Below are 15,674 nucleotides of genomic sequence, written 5' to 3'. Positions count from 1 at the left end.
GTACCGTAAGTTCACCCACAACAAAAAAATATACTGAAAAGGCTCAGAAGAAGAGAACAACCGCGTCTCCAACGACGGCTGTCTCTACCTCCTCGCCCTCGCTGAACACCGCCTTCCTGAGGACGATGTCGTCCTTGGTAAGCTCTACCTTCTGCCCATCAACCTCGAACTCGACCTTTCCGTTCTCCTTGAGGGCCTTAGCCACTTCGTCCGCGTTCTCCTTGAGGTAAGCGGTAATCTTGGGCACGAGCTTGCCGTAGCGCGGCCCGACCGTCCTGAAGTTCGGCTTGATTTCGATAATCCTCTCCTCAAGCTCGGGCTCGCCTTTGATGATTTCAAGCCTCTCGATGTTCATCGTTCCGGCTATGTCCTTCTCGATGGTCTTGAGCAGCTCATAGGAGTCAGTGGCATAGATGGCAACGTGCTTGAGCTTGGCGTTCAAAGCGAGGCCGTGGCTGTTCTTGTAGCGCCTCATGGCGCCGACTATTTCGCGGGCGAGCTCGCCGAGCTTCTCAGCCTTTTCGTCTATCTTTCCTTCGTCGTACTTCGGCCACTCGAGGAGGTGCACGCTCTTGGCCCCGGCGTACTTCTTGAACATCTCCTGGTAGAGCTCCTCAGTGATGTGCGGGACGAAGGGAGCGAGCAGGAGCATGACGTTGTAGAGCAGCTCGTAGAGGGCCGCTTTGGCCTTGAGCTTGCTCTCCTCGTCGTCGCCGTAGAGGCGGTACTTGATCATCTCGATGTAGTCATCGGCCACCTCGTGCCACACGAAGGTTATCAGCTCGCGCGTGAGCAGGTTGAAGCGGTAGCGCTCCATCTCCTCGGTGGCGAACTTTATGAGCCTGTGGAGCCTGCTGAGGATCCAGCGGTCGAGGGGTTCGAGCTCGGCTGGAGCATTGGCCGGGTCGAAGTCCTCAAGGTGCCTCTCGGCGAAGCGGTAGATGTTCCAGACCTTCTGGAGGAAGCGGTAGTTATAATCGACAGTCTCCCACTTGAACGGGTGGTCTTCTCCGGGCGGCGCTAAAGCCGTCCAGAGCCTCAAAGCGTCGGCGCCGTACTTCGGGATAACCTCGTCTGGTGCTACTACGTTGCCGTAGCTCTTGCTCATCTTCCTGCCGTCGGGCCCGGCCACCATACCGTTGATGAGGATGTCGTGCCAGGGCTTCTCTCCGGTCAGAACCCACGTCCTGAATATAGTGTAGAATGCCCACGTCCTTATAATGTCCGTTCCCTGCGGCCTCAGAGCGGTCGGGAAGTTGTGCTCGAACCAGCGCTTGGCTTCTTCATTGCCCTTTATGGCTTCGTGCCACCTGCTTATTATCAGTGGGGTTATGCTCGAATCGACCCAGCAGTCGAGAACATCGGTTACCGGCTTCGGTTCGCTTCCGTCGGAGCACTTCCTCGGCGGCTTGTCGAAGCGCGGGTCAACCGGTAAATCCTCCTCGTTGGGCAGGATTACCTCCCCGTTGTCGCAGACCCAGAAGGGAATCGGCGTTCCGAAGACACGCTGCCTGCTTATGACCCAGTCCCAGTCCATTGACTCTGCCCAGTCCTTCAGGCGGAGGAACATATCCTCGGGATACCAGTTTATCTGCTCGGCAACCTTGACTATCTCGTCGGTGAAGTCCTTGACCTTTATGAACCACTGCTTCTTTGGCAGCAGCTCGATCGGGGCCATACAGGAGCTCCTCTCGGTGTGCCTGAGAACGCGGTGCTTGATTTTCTCCTTCTTGTAAAGCAGGCCCATCTTCTCAAGGTCTTCGGCGATCTTCTTTCTCGCTTCCTCGGTCTTGAGGCCTGCGTAGGGGCCGGCCCTCTCGTTCATGGTTCCGTCTTCGTTGATGGCAATGATCACCGGCAGGTTGTAGCGCTTCTGCCAGACGACGTCCTGCTCGTCACCGTAGGTACAGTTGTAGACCGCTCCGGTTCCGAAGGTTGGGTCAACGTCCTCATCAGCCAAAACAGGCACTTCCCTTTCGAATATCGGGAGCTTGACCTTCTTTCCTACGACGTCCTTGTAGCGCTCGTCATCCGGGTGGACGAAGACGGCAACACAGGCGGGCATGAGCTCGGGCCTGGTGGTTGCTATCGGGACGTAACCGGAACCATCAGCGAGCGGGAGCTTGATGTAGTAGAGGAAGCCCTCCTCCTCAACGTAGCCAACCTCTGCTTTGGCCAAACTCGTCCTACAGCGCGGGCACCAGTAAACGGGGTGCTTGGCCTGATAGAGGAGCCCCTTCTTGTAGAACTCGATGAGGGACTTTTGCACGGCAGCTTTATACCAGTCGTCCATCGTGTGGTATTCTAAATCCCAGTCGGCTGAATAGCCTATCCTGATGAACTGGTTGCGCATTGCTTCAATAGCCTGCCACGTCCACTCGATACACTTCTGGAGAAAGAGCTCGGGCTGGTCCTTGCTTATTCCAAACTCCTTCTCGACCTTAAGCTCCGTCGGAAGTCCGTGGTTGTCGAAGCCCTGTGGGAAGAGAACGTTGTAGCCGGTCATTCTCTTGTAGCGCGCCACGATGTCGATCCAGGTGTGACTTAAAACGTGGCCGAGGTGGAGCGTTCCGCTTGTGAACGGCGGAGGGGTGTCTATTGCGTAAGCGGGTCTCTTTTCGTCCAGCTCGTACTTGTAGATTTTCTCATCGAGCCAGAACTTCTGCCACTTGGGCTCAATCTCGTTGGGGTCGTAGTTCTTGGGAAGCATAGCCATCACCTTTTCGGTTTTTTGAAGATGGAATACCCTCAGAAGGGTGGCTTAAAAACTTTGACGGTGGCGCCAGAGCCGAGACTAATCCAGAAGGGCGGAACACCTGGAGTTCAGGGGTTGAAATCGTTCCTACGGTGGACGATAGGCACCACCGGAGTATAGAGGTGGACAGAGGTTTAAAAAAGTTTTGGGCGGTTTTGTGATCCTCAGATTGATGTTTAAGTAATCATGTAATTCATGAATTGCAGAATTATTTAACAAGGAATGTAAAAAGAAAAGAAAGTTCACTTTCTCCTCCTGATGATCAGCGGGACCAGACCGATCAGGAGAAGCCCCGCTGGTCCACAGATTCCACTTCCGCCGGTCTTTTCATATTTGAACTCGACGTTCTCCGGTATTTGGGCCATGAGATCCCTGTAGTCCTTTGATGGGGCTCCATAGGTCAGGTAGACGTTGCTGGAGATAACAACCTCTCTGTCGCTGACCTTGTTTATAGTCATCTTTACACTTCCCGCTTTCGTCTCTACGCTGATGTTTTGAGGTATGGAAGTGAACTTGTATCCTTCTGGGAGAATTATGCGGGTGGTCTTGGTTTCATTGATGGCAACTGTGAGGCGGTAAGGAAAAGTTAGGTTCCCCAATTCGAGTCTGGGATCGTAGGTATAGATGTAGTTTCCGTTGGCTGTTCCAATAAGCCCCTGAAGAATCCAGTGGTACTTTACCATCAGTGGTTCCGTCGAGTTCAGGTTGAGAAGTTTAACGTTCCCGTTGATGACCTTTATCCCGTTCGTCTGGAACTGTTCCAGACGGTTTTGGTAGATAGACTGCTCAGCCGTCTGGACTCCACCAATGAGAAACTGCATTTTGAGGGAGTTCACGTAGCTCTCGGGTTCTTCGTATTTCTCGAGGGTGTCTACGATCGTTTCGTTACTCCTTATGGTAATGTTGGTCTCTGTTGTCATCTTCCAGGTTGAGTAAACCTCGTTTCCGCTCTGGCCGGTGTAGGTAATAATAACCGGCTGGAGCTTAGCGTATAGTGTCTTCAGATCGTCCCTTGAGACACCGTTTTTGAGGTAGATTATCGAGTGGACTGTAACTTTCCCGCCATCTTCCTTAGTTTCGAGCTTGATGTAGCTTCCGTTGGATTCAACGTCGAATCCTTTTGTGATGTTCGTGACTTTAGCTCCCGAGGGGAGCGTGACGGTGAAATAGTTTTCCAGATAGATGGAGCTGTTTATGACCGTGGGGTTTATATTGGCCAGATCCGATATTCTCAGGGCGTCCAGGGTTATTTCCCAAACCCCATCGTAGGAGTAGTACTTTGCCAGATTTGTGATTCTGCCGGTTATAACAGTTTCAAGTGGATCCGTGGTGTTGTACCCGATTATCTTCCCGGTGGCATTTTCTAAGTTTAATCCCAGATTTTTTAGAGACTGTACCTTCTGATTAACAAAAAGTTTCGTGGCGTTTTCGAGTCCCATCTGGATTATGGTCTCTTTGGTCTTGTTCAGCATATCCTCCGGCCCATAGAGAATCGTTCTAAAAGTAACCTCTGCGCTTCCGTCCCAGTGAACCTGGTAGCTGTTCTCCTGAACCTCTTTATAATCGTTGTCGGCCAGCACTTCGCCTGCCAGAATTCCAGAGAGGACCAGAAAAACAAGAAAAACACCCAACTTCTTCATGTCTTAACCTCCAGTTAACGTTCCTAGCTGGTTGAATGATTGGGGGTATATTAACCTTTGCCCTAATAGTCGATTTTCAACCGTATCGAATGGGCCTGATGGAGACGTCCCCGTAAACCACCCTCACCTTTCCTTCACCCGTATCGATAAGAAGCGAACCATCTTCGAGAATGTCTACTGCGGTTCCCGAGATTTCGCCATCACTGTGGATTACCTTGACTTCCCTGTTTATGAGTATAGTCCTCTCTTTTACCGCTTCGATGACTTTCAGAGGGTTCCTTTGGAAGATCTTATACCACCTTCCCAAATGATCAAGCACCCGGTTAGTGACCTCATTGAGCTCCAGACGCTTCCCCAGGATGGCTCTCATAGAGGTGGCCGTTTCTCTGAGGTCAGAAGGTATCTCGTTGTTCACATTGAGGCCAATCCCCATTACCACGAACTTTCCTGCTTTTCCTTCCGTTAAAATCCCAGCTATTTTCTTTCCCCCGACCCAAACGTCGTTGGGCCACTTAATCCAGCCTCTTATTCCGAAATCTGCAAGGGCATCAACTACTGCCAGAGCTCCGACGAAGACGAGCCTCGGGTCTGATCTGTTAGGTTTCAAAATGACGCTGACCCAGAGTCCCCCCTCAGGGGAGGCCCAGAAGCGGCCCTTTCGTCCCTTTCCGGCGGTCTGGCGCTTCGCAACGACCACAGTTCCTTCGGGGGATGACGGGGCTATTCCTTTAGCATACTCATTGGTGGAATCAACTTCGTCAAGCCGAATTATTTTCCACTCCAAAACCCTCACCTGAAAGTGCTGGAAAAGGACTCTTAAAACAGTATCCCAAGAAAGAAAAACAGAAGGGGCGTTACCATTTGCTCTCGTCCAGCTCGCCCTCGGTCTTGGCCACTATCGTCGTTCCGGCAAGGTCACCGGTGACGTTGACCATTGTCCTGCCCATATCGAGGATGGCGTCGATTCCGAGTATCATAGCATACGCCAGAGCCACGGGGCTTCCTGCGGTAAGCTCAAGACCGACGCTCTGGAGAACCATCGCGAGCATTATTGCTCCAGCACCGGGAACGCCGGCGGTTCCTATTGAAGCTAGAACCGCTGTGAGAACAACCGTAAGCTGCTGGCCGAGCGTGAGCGGGTGACCTATGGCGTTCGCCACGAAGAGTACGGTGACGCCCTGGTAGAGTGCCGTTCCGTCCATGTTTATCGTCGCACCGAGGGGCAGGGTGAATGAATAGATTCCCTTGTCAACCCCCATCTCCTCATCGGCGACACGCATCGTAACCGGCAGGGTTCCGCTCGAACTCCTGGTGACAAAAGCGGTTATCATCGCATCCTTGGCCTTCTTGATGAACTTAAGCGGGTCAATGCCAAACACCTTGAGAAGGACGAAGTAAACCAAGAGTACCTGAAGGGTAAGACCAACGTAGACCGCTAGAACCACCTTGGCGAGCGGCCCGACGACGTTGACTCCATACTCAGCCATGACGTAGGCTATGAGCGCGAAGACACCTATCGGTGCATACTGCATTACTCCCGCAACTATGATGTACATAGCCTCGGCAAGGCCGTCAAAGAACCTGAGGAGCGTTGTGCCCGCCGCCTTAAGCCTCTCGTCGTTCTTGTTTATAAGGTACGTTATCGCTATTCCGAGGATTATTGCAAAGAATATCACCGGCAGAACCTCGCCCTTGGCAAGGGATGCGAACGGGTTAGTGGGGACTATGTTGAGCAGCGTCTGTACGAGGGAAGGTGGGTTTGCTTCTATGGCCTTGCCCTCACCGGTTCCTAGGTGGATGCCTGTTCCAACAGCAAAGATCCTGCCCACTATGAGGCCGAAGAAGACTGCGAAGGCCGAGGTTACCAGGTAGTAGACCACTATCTTGACGCCGACCCTTCCAAGCCTTGCCGGGCTTATGCTCGCCGCACCGACGACGAGAGAGGCAAGGACTATTGGCATCACTAACATCTTCAACAGGCGCACAAAGAGGTCACCGAAGGGCTTTATGTAGGTCTTAACGGCACCGGCATAGCCGTAGTGGCCCGCTATCAGGCCGAAGATTGCACCAAGAATCAAACCCCAGAGGATTTTCCAGAGAACTGGGTAGTCCAGGTATCGCCTCCACAAGCTCTTGCCCATTTTAGTACACCTCCAAATAGCTGTGCATCAATACACTTTATCCGTGAACAGAAAGCAATATTAACCTTTTGATTCCAATTTATGTCGTTATGACAATTACCTGAACCTCAGTGATACGTCGCCGTGTAGTACCCTTAGAGAGCCTTCTTATGGTCTCCAGAGGGAGAGAACCGTCATCCAGTGTGTCCGCAACCTTCCGAAGATAACGCCTTCATCAGTTATCACTTTGACAAATTTTCCAAGCATTAACGTCCCCCTTCTTGTTTCGTCTATAACTTTCAGGGGGGCTTTCCTTATCTTCTCTAGCTTCAGGATGATGCTCATCCAGAGGCCACCTTCCGGGGAGGCCCAGAAACGACCTTTTCAGTCTTTACCGGCGGCTGATCCTTCGCTATTACAACCGTTCCCTTGGGGGATTTTTCAGCGATGCTCCTCGTGTAGTCATTGGTCAAGCTAACATCTTCGAGGCGTATGGTTCTCCACTCCATATCCGTTCCTCCCCCGTGTTTCTTTAAACGGTTAACGGGAAAAACCTTAAATTCCCAACTGATATATCACCCACGGTGATTAGTATGGATGCGTACCAGAGCGTTGGCATTAGGAGAAGACTGAAGAGGTTCTTCCGCAGGGACGGGAGGGCTTTAATCTTTGCAATGGACCACGGCTTCGAGCACGGGCCGACGGATTTCGAGCCCGTCTGGGAGCACGTTGACCCGAGGGTAATCATAAGGAAGGTCGTCAGGGCGGGCATAGACGGCGTTATGATGCTTCCGGGAGTTGCCAGGCTGGCCGTCGATGAGCTCAAGCCCGACACGGGGCTCATGATAAAGCTCACCAGCAAGACGGAGCTCAGGCCGAAGGATGACCAGCTCCTTCAGAGCCAGCTGGGCTTCGTTGAAGACGCGGTAAAGCTCGGCGCCGACGCGATAGCGGCAACCGTCTACTGGGGTAGCCCGGCTGAAGACGTCATGATGCGCCAGTTCGCGGAGATAGCGAGCTACGCCCATGATTTAGGCTTCCCGGTTGTCCAGTTCGCCTACCCAAGGGGCCCATACATCAACGAGAAGTACGGCAAGAAAGAGGACTACAGGGTTGTTATGTATGGAGCGAGAGCCGCTGTGGAGAGCGGGGCGGACATGATAAAGACCTACTGGACTGGTTCAAAGGAGACCTTTGCAAAGGTGGTCGAAGCCGCCGCCGGAGTTCCCGTCCTCCTCAGCGGTGGAGCGAAGACTGACAATCCGGTTGACTTCCTCAAGCTCGTCTGGGAGGTCATAGAGGCTGGAGGCGCTGGGGCTGTCGTCGGTAGAAACATCTTCCAGCGCGAGAACCCGGAGCCCTTCATAAAGGCCCTCCTCAAGGTCGTCCACAGGAACGAGGATCCGGAGGAGGCCGCCAAAGCCGAGGGGCTTCTTTGAGCCACCAACTTTTTATCAAGCGTTAGAGCCTCTTCAGCTCTGCTGAGGCTTTTCCGTTTTCTATCCTTATCTCCGAGTAGTAGCCCCTAAAGAGAGGGCCCGGATTGACTATTAGAGTCTCCCCCAGCATGTCCACTGACCTTGCCTCGTGGATATGTCCGGTCAAGACGAGTGGGGGCTGTTCTTCTTCGATGAATTTTCTAAGGGCTTTACTTCCAACGTGAAGACCGGAACTTATTCTGTCTGCCTTGGTGCCGTAAGGCGGAACGTGGCTGAGTATCAGGTCTCCCGTCATGTAATTCTGCCTGAGGATTTTGTCTATCTCCTCCTCGCTAAGTTCCCACACCGTGTTGAAGGGGGTTATGTTGGATCCGCCTATACCGACGATGCCCAACCCCTTAACCTCTATTCTTCTGTTGTGTGCCCCTATTCCGAGCTCATCCAGCAGCTCTGGAACATCCCTTCCGTCGCAGTTCCCGAAGACGGCAACTGTTGGTACCTCAAGGGATAGAATTGGATCTAGAACCCTAAGGGCTGCTTCTCTGCCCTGAAAGTTTGTTAAATCCCCTGCTATCATGATGAGGTCGGGCGGTTCTTTTTCAAAGCTCTTTGCGAGCTTTTCAACAACGCTTATCCTCCCGTGAATGTCTGTTATTCCAAGTATTCTCATACGCTACCCCTCCTAGTTTCTGTTGCTTGGATTGAACTTTTTTTGCAATCTAGGATAACTTGGAGTTTCCATAACTCTTTTATATTTTCGCGTGTTCGTCAGTAATTAGATATAACCCGGGGGGATGCAAATGAGGAAAATCTCAATACTTATGACACTTTTAATAACCGGATACATTCTCAGAATATGGAACTTCCTGCTGATGCCTAAATACTACATAATCTTTGGTCTTAAGGGATTTTTGGTCTCCCTGCTCGTGCTCGGTTTTGGGTTGCTGCTTATCCACTCAGAGATCAACGCGACTAGGACTACACGCTATCTTGCCCACGAGTTCATGTTCAAGGTCTCAAAATTGCCTGCCGTAACGCTTGTGCTCTTGATGTTCCTGATGCTTTCTGGGGGCGTAATTCTTTACTACTCTGCAAGGGCTATCTTGCCGATATTCGATCTCCCCGACAACCTTTTAATCCCAATCATGGCCGGAGTTATCGCTTCAATAATTATTCTCCTGGTGACCCTAAAGGGGAGGAGTGTTGAGTTCTTGGGGGCTATGGCGGTTCTCTTGATAGTTTTCACCCCCCTGGCGACGTTGCTCCTCAGGAGTAAGGTTTACGGCTTTGTCACAAGTCCAAAAGCTGTGAGCTATCTGAATTCCTACAGACAGTCTGTGTTTTCGCTTTCGTCCAGTCTGAACTTAAACGGTCTCGTTCTCATGGGCTTAACGGTTATTCTTGCCCTTGGCCTTGGTGCTGGAGTCTACTACGTCCTGGGAAGCTTTCTTCCAGGGGGAATAAACATTAAGAGAATTCTTGCCTTTGTTGTTACCCTTCAGATCTTTCTAAGCTTTTCTGCTGCCATGACCACTGTTTACTCGATTGGGGTTGCATACCAGGGTTACGAAAACGCTCAGGCCAAGTACGATGGGGTTCTCCACAGGATAGAGGTGTACTCAAAGGACAGTCTTCAGAACCCGATAACGGCAGTGGAGACTTTTTATCTGATCCCCGCTGTGATCAGGGACAGCGGGGTTCCCGGTGGAAGGTTGGTCATAGCCCTTCTCATGGGGTCTCTCTTCCTAGCAGGTTTTACAAGTTTGATGGTTCTTGTTGAAATCGGGGGTCAGATATCGGGAGAAGTCTTCCAGACAAGGAGGATTCAAGGAATACTGTTTGTGGGTTTGACGATGGCAGTTTTGGGTGGCATCATGGTAATCGATAGTGTCAGGATAATGCTGGTGGCATCTTTAATCGGCTTCGTGGCGTTTATGGCGGTGGTCGAAGCCTTCCCCCTACTTAGGGGCATCGCTCCCGTAAACCGGGGAGCTGTAATACTGGGAATTTCAGTTTCCTTGCTCTTGGGCGTTCTAGGGGTGGCCTATCTACTCAAACTGGGAGGAACTTACCTGAGGCTGGGTCTTCTCGTAGGCCTCCTGCTCCTGGCTCCTCTCCTGTTTAACGGTTACCTCCTGGCCTCGGCCAGGGGCAGGTAGTATTTTCAAAAATTTTTTAAACGCCCCTTCTGATTTCGTGTAGAACGTTTTGGGAGGTATGAGAGATGGGAGACAAGACAAAGGTTCAGGTCAGCAAGCTCAAGCCCGGTAGGTACATCATAATAGATGGAGAGCCCTGCAGGATAACCAACATAACGGTTTCCTCCCCGGGGAAGCATGGGTCTGCCAAGGCCAGAATTGAAGCAGTAGGCGTTTTTGATAAGAAAGTCAGAAGCATCGTAAAGCCCACGAGCGCTGAAGTTGAGGTTCCGATCATCGACAAAAGGGTCGGCCAGATAATCGCTATAACCCCGGACACCGTTCAGCTCATGGACATGGAGACCTACGAGACCTTCGACGTTCCAATTGAAACCGGTGTCGAGGACGACATCAAGGATCAGCTCACAGAGGGCATAACCGTTGAGTACTGGGAGACCCTCGGCAGGATAAAGATCATGAGGCTCAGGGGCGAGTGAGCCCCTCTGTTCTCTTCTTTCTGTCTTGATGTTTCCAAAGAAAAACCCTTAAATATCAGATTGCTTTTTTATCGTTTAGATTGGTGTCTAACAGGTTGAGTGATGACCATGGACGATCTCAGAAAGAGACTTTGGTCCCTGGCATGGCCAGCGATAATGGGGAACATCTCTCAAACGCTGCTCAACCTAGTGGACACGCTGATGGTCGGCCATGTCAGTTCTCTAGCCGTCGCCGCCGTTGGTCTTGGCGGCCAGGTCAGCTGGTTCATGTTTCCGATAATGATGGCAGTATCGGTCGGAACTCTGGCCCTCGTTGCCAGGTTCGTTGGGGCAAAGGACATCAAGAAAGCGGAACTCGTCCTGGAGCAGAGCATTTACCTCTCATTTCTCCTTGGCATTCCAGTTTTCCTCTTCGGCTGGTTCTTCGGCGACGACCTGCTCAGAATAATGGGTGCCAAGGGCGAGCTGCTGAACCTGGCCTATTCCTATCTCAGGGTTGTCTTCCTGTTCTACCCGATCCGCTTTGCTGGTTTTGCAATGTTCTCTGCTTTGAGAGGGGCTGGAGACACCAAAACGCCAATGAAGCTGGGCATAGCGATGAACGTTATCAACGCGGCCCTCGACTACCTGCTCATCTACGGAAAGTTCGGCTTTCCAAGGCTGGGTCCCGTCGGTGCGGCCTGGGCCTCTGGAGTAGGGATAACCTTCTCCTTCCTGGCCGGAGCATACCTTCTCCTCAGCGGAAGGCTCATCCTCCGCTTTGAGCCGAGCTGGAGGTTTGAAGTTGAGATGGTCAGGCGGATCCTTAGGATAGGCGTTCCTGCATTGGTAGAACGGGGCCTCTTCAGCTTTTACAACTTCCTCTACATGAGCATAGTTACCCGCTTCGGCGACGTTGCCCTTAGTGCTCACCAGATTGGCCTGAGGATAGAGAGTATAGCCTACATGCCGGCATTTGGCTTCAACGTTGCTTCTTCTGCCCTGGTAGGTCAGAACCTCGGCGCAAACAGGCCCGATCTAGCTGAAAAGACCGTCAAAGAGGCCCTGAAAATGGTCACGGCCTTCATGGGGGTTATGGCCTTCGTCCTTGTTGCCTTCCCGCGCTACCTCGTCATGCCCTTCCTAACGCCAAACGACCCCCACTACCACGAGGTTCTCCGCCTGGCGAGCATCTACCTAATAATAGTTGGGATAAGCGAGATCCCACTCGGGTGGGTCTTCGTGCTGAGCGGTTCACTTAGGGGGGCCGGGGACACCAAGAGCCCGATGTACGTTACAGCGGTGAGTAAGCTCCTCTTCAGGATTCTTCCCTCGTACCTCTTGGGCTTTGGCTTTAGGATTCCACCGGTTCACATCGACGGAGTCAGCTTTAAGGGCTTCACCTTCCGCGGACTTGGAGTCATAGCGGCATGGCTTGCGATGACCCTGGAGACTTTTACGAGCGCGGCCATGTACTGGTGGATCTTTAGAAAAGGGAAGTGGAAGACCGTAAAAGTATGATTAGTCCTTTTTGAACGCTTTTAGAATCCTCTCAAAGATCTCCTTCTCCTTTCCCCGTTTCTTCCTTGCGAGTCTTTCCACTATCAGTTCGGGTGTGCTCCTTCCGACTTTTCCAAAAACCGGCTGTCTGTCGACGATCAGATTAAGCCTCTCATCGAGACCCCTGGCCTCTATGCCGTCAACCCTGGCGAAGGGGAGCTCCTTCTTCAGGTCTTCGCCGAGATGAGAAACGATGACGACGTAAAAGCCCCTTTCGTGGGCGACCTTCAGCAGTTCGCCGATTATCTTGACTGCGGCACCGGGCTCGGTTATGGCCTCGAATTCGTCTATGAGGATTAGCTTTCGTCCTTCGTTCTTCAGGGCTTTAACAAACCCATTTAGAGCTGTTTCAAATGCCCCCGCTCCATAGGTGCTCCTCTTTCTCCTGAAGAAGAAGATTTCATCGAGGACGCTTACCCCTGCCCTCTCGGCGGGCACGGGAAGGCCCATGTGGGTTAGAATAGCTATCTGAGTCACGAGCTCGAGAAGGCTGGTTTTTCCTCCACTGTTGGCTCCGGTCAGGATGACAACGTTCTCATCTAGAACCCGTTCCGATCCCTCGACATCGAACCACTCTGGTTTTTTCCCGATTACGTAGCTCACAGGCTGGGGATTCTCGATGAAGATGTGTCTTCCCTTTAGAAAAGCTATTCCATTATCACCCAGCTCGGGGAAGGAGAACCCCTCGGTAAACAGCTTAACTGCCCTCAGGAAGTCGAGGCGGTAAACGTTCCTGATTTCCTGCTTTAACCTCGGTATTAACGGCCGTATTTTCTCGGCCAGTTCTCTGCTTTTGAGGTACATTTCAACTTTGAAATCCCTGGTTAGTTCCTCCCTGATGAGTTCAATCCTCTCCGGGGGCACGGAGACGGGATACAGTTCCTCCCTTGAGAAAATCTCAACGGATGTTCCCAGGCTTTCCTCCAGCTCTTCCTCGACTTCCCTTATCATCTCGAGGATCTCGTTCTCAACTGAAGAGAAGTGCCTGAATATTGCCCCGTAATCACCGCTTTTGAGCTCGGAAAGAAATTCCAGAAGTTCCTTCCCTTTAAGTGTCAGAGAAAACTGCTCGAGTCTTTTTGAGATCTTTTCGTTGAGTTCTAGCTCTTTCTCGTGTAGTATCTCTTCAAGCTGTTCTATTGTTGAAAGTCTATCCATGGTGGTCTTGATATCGTTGATCTGCTTCAACAGTTCAGGAGCAATGCTTTTTTCGCCGGTGAGTTCCGCGATCTTGGCTAGGGCTTCCAGGGTATCTCTGTTTTCCCACAGCGGCTGGACGTATAGCTCTGGAGTTATCTGGGTGGGGGTTAGCTCAACATCTATTCCGTATCCCACTGTGCTCAGAACCAGGGGGTAATCCTCTGCGTCGGCTGGATCCGTTGAGACTGCGCACAAACCGAGGGCTTCCGCCTTCTCAACTTCGCTCTCGTCCACTATGAGTATTCTGTCGTGGAGGTACTCCCTCCGGAAGTGGATGGGCTGGACTTTTTCGATGAACTCCCCGATTTCAGGTTTTATCCTCTGCAGGTTCTCCCGCAGGTAAGCTTGCCTTCTGGCTATCTCTTCGGGGTTAGTGGTGGGAGAAAACTCGTCGAGGAATGCCTCGCTTCCCCTGAGTAGCAGCTTTTTGGCTATTTCATCTCTTATCGACCTGTAGATTGCTCTGGCTTCGGGATTAAGCTTCAGGCTCATCAAAGGACTGGAAGGGGAAGTGCCTAAAAAGCTTACTGGATTAGCCTGCCGGCACGTTTATCACTATCTCGACGTACTTCTGAATAACCTCGTAGAGGAACAGAGAAGCAGCGTAGGAGGACAGGATTATCAGCTCGTTCATCTCGAAGATGTGCCTGGCAACTTCCCTTGCCCACGGCGAGTTTGAAACAACGACATCCATGTACTTTCTCTTCAGGAATTTGTTAAGCTCAACGCCCAGAACCATCAGAAAAACCCCCAGCAGGCCCCACATCTTTCCGAATACAAGCATGACGATTAGAGTAGTGACGGCAATGAACCAGCCGCCGATGACCCCGAGCAGTATGACGAATTCTATCATCCTCCCACCGGTGGAAAATTGAAAGGGAAGGATAAAAACGTTTGGCTCAGAGGAACTTCAAGACTTCTTCAATTCCTTTCCGCCTCTTCCGCGGCTTTACCTCCCCCCTCGGATAGCCCACAGGGATGAGGCCGACGAGGTAGTAGTTATCGTCGAGGCCAGCTAGCTCACGGACTTTCTCCTCTATCGCTTGAAAGTTCGTCACGCCGATGTACACCGTACCGAGGCCGAGCTCTACCGCTTTCAGCATGAGGTTTTGAATAGCCATCGCCGCGCTCTCCACGCTCCACATAAACTCGACCTCGTCGAACTCTCTGCCTTTGAGGAAGCGGACGCGCCTGTCGATGAAGACAGCGATGTAAACCGGCGCCCGGTACATACCCTCCTCATATATCCGGTTTTTGAGCTTCTCTATCTTCTCCTCAGGCAGGTTCACCGCCTTGTAATACTCCACCATGCCCTCTGCTATCAGGTCGAAGACTTTCTTCCTTGCTTCTTCGCTCCGGAACACTACAAAGAGCCAGTTTTCCAGGCCGCTCGCGGTCGGCGCCCTTATGGCGGCTTTTACTAGCTCCCTAATGGCATCATCGCTCACCGGTTCGTCCGAGAAGTACCTGATCGAAGTCCTCTTTGCTATTGCCTCATCCAGCTCCATACTCTCACCGGACAGGTATTGCCGCGGGACTTAATCAACTTTTCCAGAACCAAAGGTTTAATAGTACCTCCCCTAAACCCTCTAAAGGTGAAAACATGTACGGATGGAGAGGAAGGTTGGGCCTTATCGTCCCATCATCGAACACCACCATGGAGATGGAGCTTCACAATTACCTCCCTGAGGGGGTTTCGCTCCACACCGCGAGGGTTCCGCTCAGGAACGTCAACGAGGAAGAGCTGATAAAGATGAACGCCCTGGCCGTTGAGGCTGCCAAACTCCTTAGGGACGCCGGCGTCGAGCTGATCCTCTATGGGTGCACAAGCGGCTCCTTCATAGGCGGTAAGGACTACGAGAAGGAGCTGGAGGCGAAGATAGAAGATGAAGTGAAGGTGCCAGTAATCAGCACGAGCACCGCCGTTGTCGAGGCCCTAAAGATGCTCGACGCCCAGTCGATTCTGGTGATAACTCCCTACACCGACGAGATAAACCAGAGGGAAAAGGAGTTTCTCGAGGCGAACGAATTTGAGGTTCTCGACATCAGGGGGCTTGGAATTGAGGATAACGCCAAGATAGGGAAGCTTGAGCCGTATGAAGCGTACCGCCTTGCCAAGGCCAGCTTCATGGACGAAGCTGATGCAATCTTCATAAGCTGCACCAACTGGAGAACCTTCGAGATAATCGAGGCTCTGGAAGAAGACCTGGGCGTTCCTGTGGTCACGAGCAATCAGGCTTCACTTTGGCTGGCTTTGAGGGAAATGGACGTCATGGAGAAGATTCCGGAGCTCGGAAGGCTGTTCACAGAGTATTAGAATTTTTTTGGTTTTAGTCAGATCTCGGT

The 15,674-nt window shown here is 51.9% G+C and carries 15 protein-coding genes; 5 read left to right on the top strand and 10 right to left on the bottom strand.

Annotation, left to right across the window (positions count from 1 at the left end; all coding sequences use genetic code 11):
- Window positions 1-43 precede the first annotated feature (43 nt).
- The 6 genes from A3K92_RS05165 to A3K92_RS09405 form a co-directional block, all read right to left on the bottom strand.
- The gene (locus A3K92_RS05165; RefSeq protein ID WP_088885246.1) at window positions 44-2,710 is read right to left on the bottom strand and encodes a valine--tRNA ligase; all 2,667 of its coding nucleotides are present in this window, start codon (window positions 2,708-2,710) and stop codon (window positions 44-46) included.
- 287 nt (window positions 2,711-2,997) lie between these two features.
- Window positions 2,998-4,395 (bottom strand): hypothetical protein, encoded by a 1,398-nt coding sequence (locus A3K92_RS05160; protein WP_088885245.1) that lies wholly within the window; start codon window positions 4,393-4,395, stop codon window positions 2,998-3,000.
- Between the two features lie 76 nt (window positions 4,396-4,471).
- On the bottom strand, window positions 4,472-5,188 hold the full coding sequence (locus tag A3K92_RS05155; protein ID WP_335755185.1) for a biotin--[acetyl-CoA-carboxylase] ligase: 717 nt from the start codon (window positions 5,186-5,188) through the stop codon (window positions 4,472-4,474).
- Window positions 5,189-5,249: 61 nt separating this feature from the next.
- The gene (locus A3K92_RS05150) at window positions 5,250-6,536 is read right to left on the bottom strand and encodes a dicarboxylate/amino acid:cation symporter (RefSeq protein WP_088885243.1); all 1,287 of its coding nucleotides are present in this window, start codon (window positions 6,534-6,536) and stop codon (window positions 5,250-5,252) included.
- A 147-nt stretch (window positions 6,537-6,683) separates the two neighbouring features.
- A complete protein-coding gene (locus tag A3K92_RS09410; protein ID WP_157722429.1) occupies window positions 6,684-6,860 on the bottom strand; it encodes a hypothetical protein in 177 nt (58 codons plus the stop codon).
- Window positions 6,857-7,024 carry a hypothetical protein gene (locus A3K92_RS09405; protein WP_157722428.1) on the bottom strand — a complete coding sequence of 56 codons (168 nt, stop codon included), beginning with the start codon at window positions 7,022-7,024 and terminating at the stop codon, window positions 6,857-6,859. Before A3K92_RS09405 ends, A3K92_RS09410 begins: the two co-directional genes overlap by 4 nt.
- Window positions 7,025-7,108: 84 nt before the next feature.
- On the opposite strand from A3K92_RS09405, the gene fba reads away from it, so the two are divergent.
- Window positions 7,109-7,954, top strand: coding sequence for a class I fructose-bisphosphate aldolase (fba, locus tag A3K92_RS05145; RefSeq protein ID WP_088885242.1), 846 nt, complete (start codon window positions 7,109-7,111; stop codon window positions 7,952-7,954).
- 22 nt (window positions 7,955-7,976) lie between these two features.
- Here fba and A3K92_RS05140 read toward each other — a convergent pair whose 3' ends face one another.
- Window positions 7,977-8,624, bottom strand: coding sequence for a metallophosphoesterase (locus A3K92_RS05140; protein ID WP_088885241.1), 648 nt, complete (start codon window positions 8,622-8,624; stop codon window positions 7,977-7,979).
- A 130-nt stretch (window positions 8,625-8,754) separates the two neighbouring features.
- Here A3K92_RS05140 and A3K92_RS05135 point away from each other — a divergent pair, with 130 nt between their 5' ends.
- From A3K92_RS05135 to A3K92_RS05125, 3 genes are all read left to right on the top strand, one after another.
- A complete protein-coding gene (locus tag A3K92_RS05135; RefSeq protein WP_088885240.1) occupies window positions 8,755-10,113 on the top strand; it encodes a sodium-dependent transporter in 1,359 nt (452 codons plus the stop codon).
- A gap of 65 nt (window positions 10,114-10,178) precedes the next feature.
- The gene (locus tag A3K92_RS05130) at window positions 10,179-10,589 is read left to right on the top strand and encodes a translation initiation factor IF-5A (protein WP_088885239.1); all 411 of its coding nucleotides are present in this window, start codon (window positions 10,179-10,181) and stop codon (window positions 10,587-10,589) included.
- Window positions 10,590-10,697: 108 nt separating this feature from the next.
- Window positions 10,698-12,089, top strand: a complete 1,392-nt coding sequence (locus A3K92_RS05125) for an MATE family efflux transporter (protein WP_088885238.1) — start codon at window positions 10,698-10,700, stop codon at window positions 12,087-12,089.
- On the opposite strand, the gene A3K92_RS05120 is transcribed toward A3K92_RS05125, so the two are convergent.
- The 3 genes from A3K92_RS05120 to A3K92_RS05110 are packed head-to-tail and all read right to left on the bottom strand — an operon-like array spanning window position 12,090 to window position 14,836.
- Entirely contained in the window at window positions 12,090-13,820 is a 1,731-nt protein-coding gene (locus A3K92_RS05120) for a MutS-related protein (protein ID WP_088885237.1), read from the bottom strand. It lies immediately after the preceding gene.
- A 40-nt stretch (window positions 13,821-13,860) separates the two neighbouring features.
- On the bottom strand, window positions 13,861-14,181 hold the full coding sequence (locus tag A3K92_RS05115) for a hypothetical protein (RefSeq protein ID WP_088885236.1): 321 nt from the start codon (window positions 14,179-14,181) through the stop codon (window positions 13,861-13,863).
- A gap of 46 nt (window positions 14,182-14,227) precedes the next feature.
- Entirely contained in the window at window positions 14,228-14,836 is a 609-nt protein-coding gene (locus A3K92_RS05110) for a nitroreductase family protein (protein ID WP_088885235.1), read from the bottom strand.
- Window positions 14,837-14,931: 95 nt separating this feature from the next.
- Between A3K92_RS05110 and A3K92_RS05105 the strand changes: the two genes are divergently transcribed.
- Complete coding sequence (locus A3K92_RS05105) at window positions 14,932-15,645, top strand: maleate cis-trans isomerase family protein (protein ID WP_088885234.1); 714 nt, start codon at window positions 14,932-14,934, stop codon at window positions 15,643-15,645.
- Window positions 15,646-15,674 lie beyond the last annotated feature (29 nt).

The sequence above is a fragment of the Thermococcus gorgonarius genome (assembly GCF_002214385.1).
GTDB lineage: Archaea > Methanobacteriota_B > Thermococci > Thermococcales > Thermococcaceae > Thermococcus > Thermococcus gorgonarius.
The sequence above is the reverse complement of the archived record's forward strand: the minus strand, read 5'-3'. Positions and strand labels throughout refer to the sequence as shown.

Excerpts from the sequence above, each read along its gene's own strand:
- A3K92_RS09405 (WP_157722428.1), bottom strand. The coding sequence starts at position 7,024 with ATGGAGTGGAGAACCATACGCCTCGAAGATGTTAGCTTGACCAATGAC.
- fba (WP_088885242.1), top strand. The coding sequence starts at position 7,109 with ATGGATGCGTACCAGAGCGTTGGCATTAGGAGAAGACTGAAGAGGTTC.
- A3K92_RS05115 (WP_088885236.1), bottom strand. The coding sequence starts at position 14,181 with ATGATAGAATTCGTCATACTGCTCGGGGTCATCGGCGGCTGGTTCATT.
- A3K92_RS05125 (WP_088885238.1), top strand. The coding sequence starts at position 10,698 with ATGGACGATCTCAGAAAGAGACTTTGGTCCCTGGCATGGCCAGCGATA.
- A3K92_RS05150 (WP_088885243.1), bottom strand. The coding sequence starts at position 6,536 with ATGGGCAAGAGCTTGTGGAGGCGATACCTGGACTACCCAGTTCTCTGG.
- A3K92_RS05160 (WP_088885245.1), bottom strand. The coding sequence starts at position 4,395 with ATGAAGAAGTTGGGTGTTTTTCTTGTTTTTCTGGTCCTCTCTGGAATT.
- A3K92_RS05135 (WP_088885240.1), top strand. The coding sequence starts at position 8,755 with ATGAGGAAAATCTCAATACTTATGACACTTTTAATAACCGGATACATT.
- A3K92_RS05140 (WP_088885241.1), bottom strand. The coding sequence starts at position 8,624 with ATGAGAATACTTGGAATAACAGACATTCACGGGAGGATAAGCGTTGTT.
- A3K92_RS05130 (WP_088885239.1), top strand. The coding sequence starts at position 10,179 with ATGGGAGACAAGACAAAGGTTCAGGTCAGCAAGCTCAAGCCCGGTAGG.
- A3K92_RS05110 (WP_088885235.1), bottom strand. The coding sequence starts at position 14,836 with ATGGAGCTGGATGAGGCAATAGCAAAGAGGACTTCGATCAGGTACTTC.
- A3K92_RS05105 (WP_088885234.1), top strand. The coding sequence starts at position 14,932 with ATGTACGGATGGAGAGGAAGGTTGGGCCTTATCGTCCCATCATCGAAC.
- A3K92_RS09410 (WP_157722429.1), bottom strand. The coding sequence starts at position 6,860 with ATGAGCATCATCCTGAAGCTAGAGAAGATAAGGAAAGCCCCCCTGAAA.
- A3K92_RS05120 (WP_088885237.1), bottom strand. The coding sequence starts at position 13,820 with ATGAGCCTGAAGCTTAATCCCGAAGCCAGAGCAATCTACAGGTCGATA.
- A3K92_RS05165 (WP_088885246.1), bottom strand. The coding sequence starts at position 2,710 with ATGCTTCCCAAGAACTACGACCCCAACGAGATTGAGCCCAAGTGGCAG.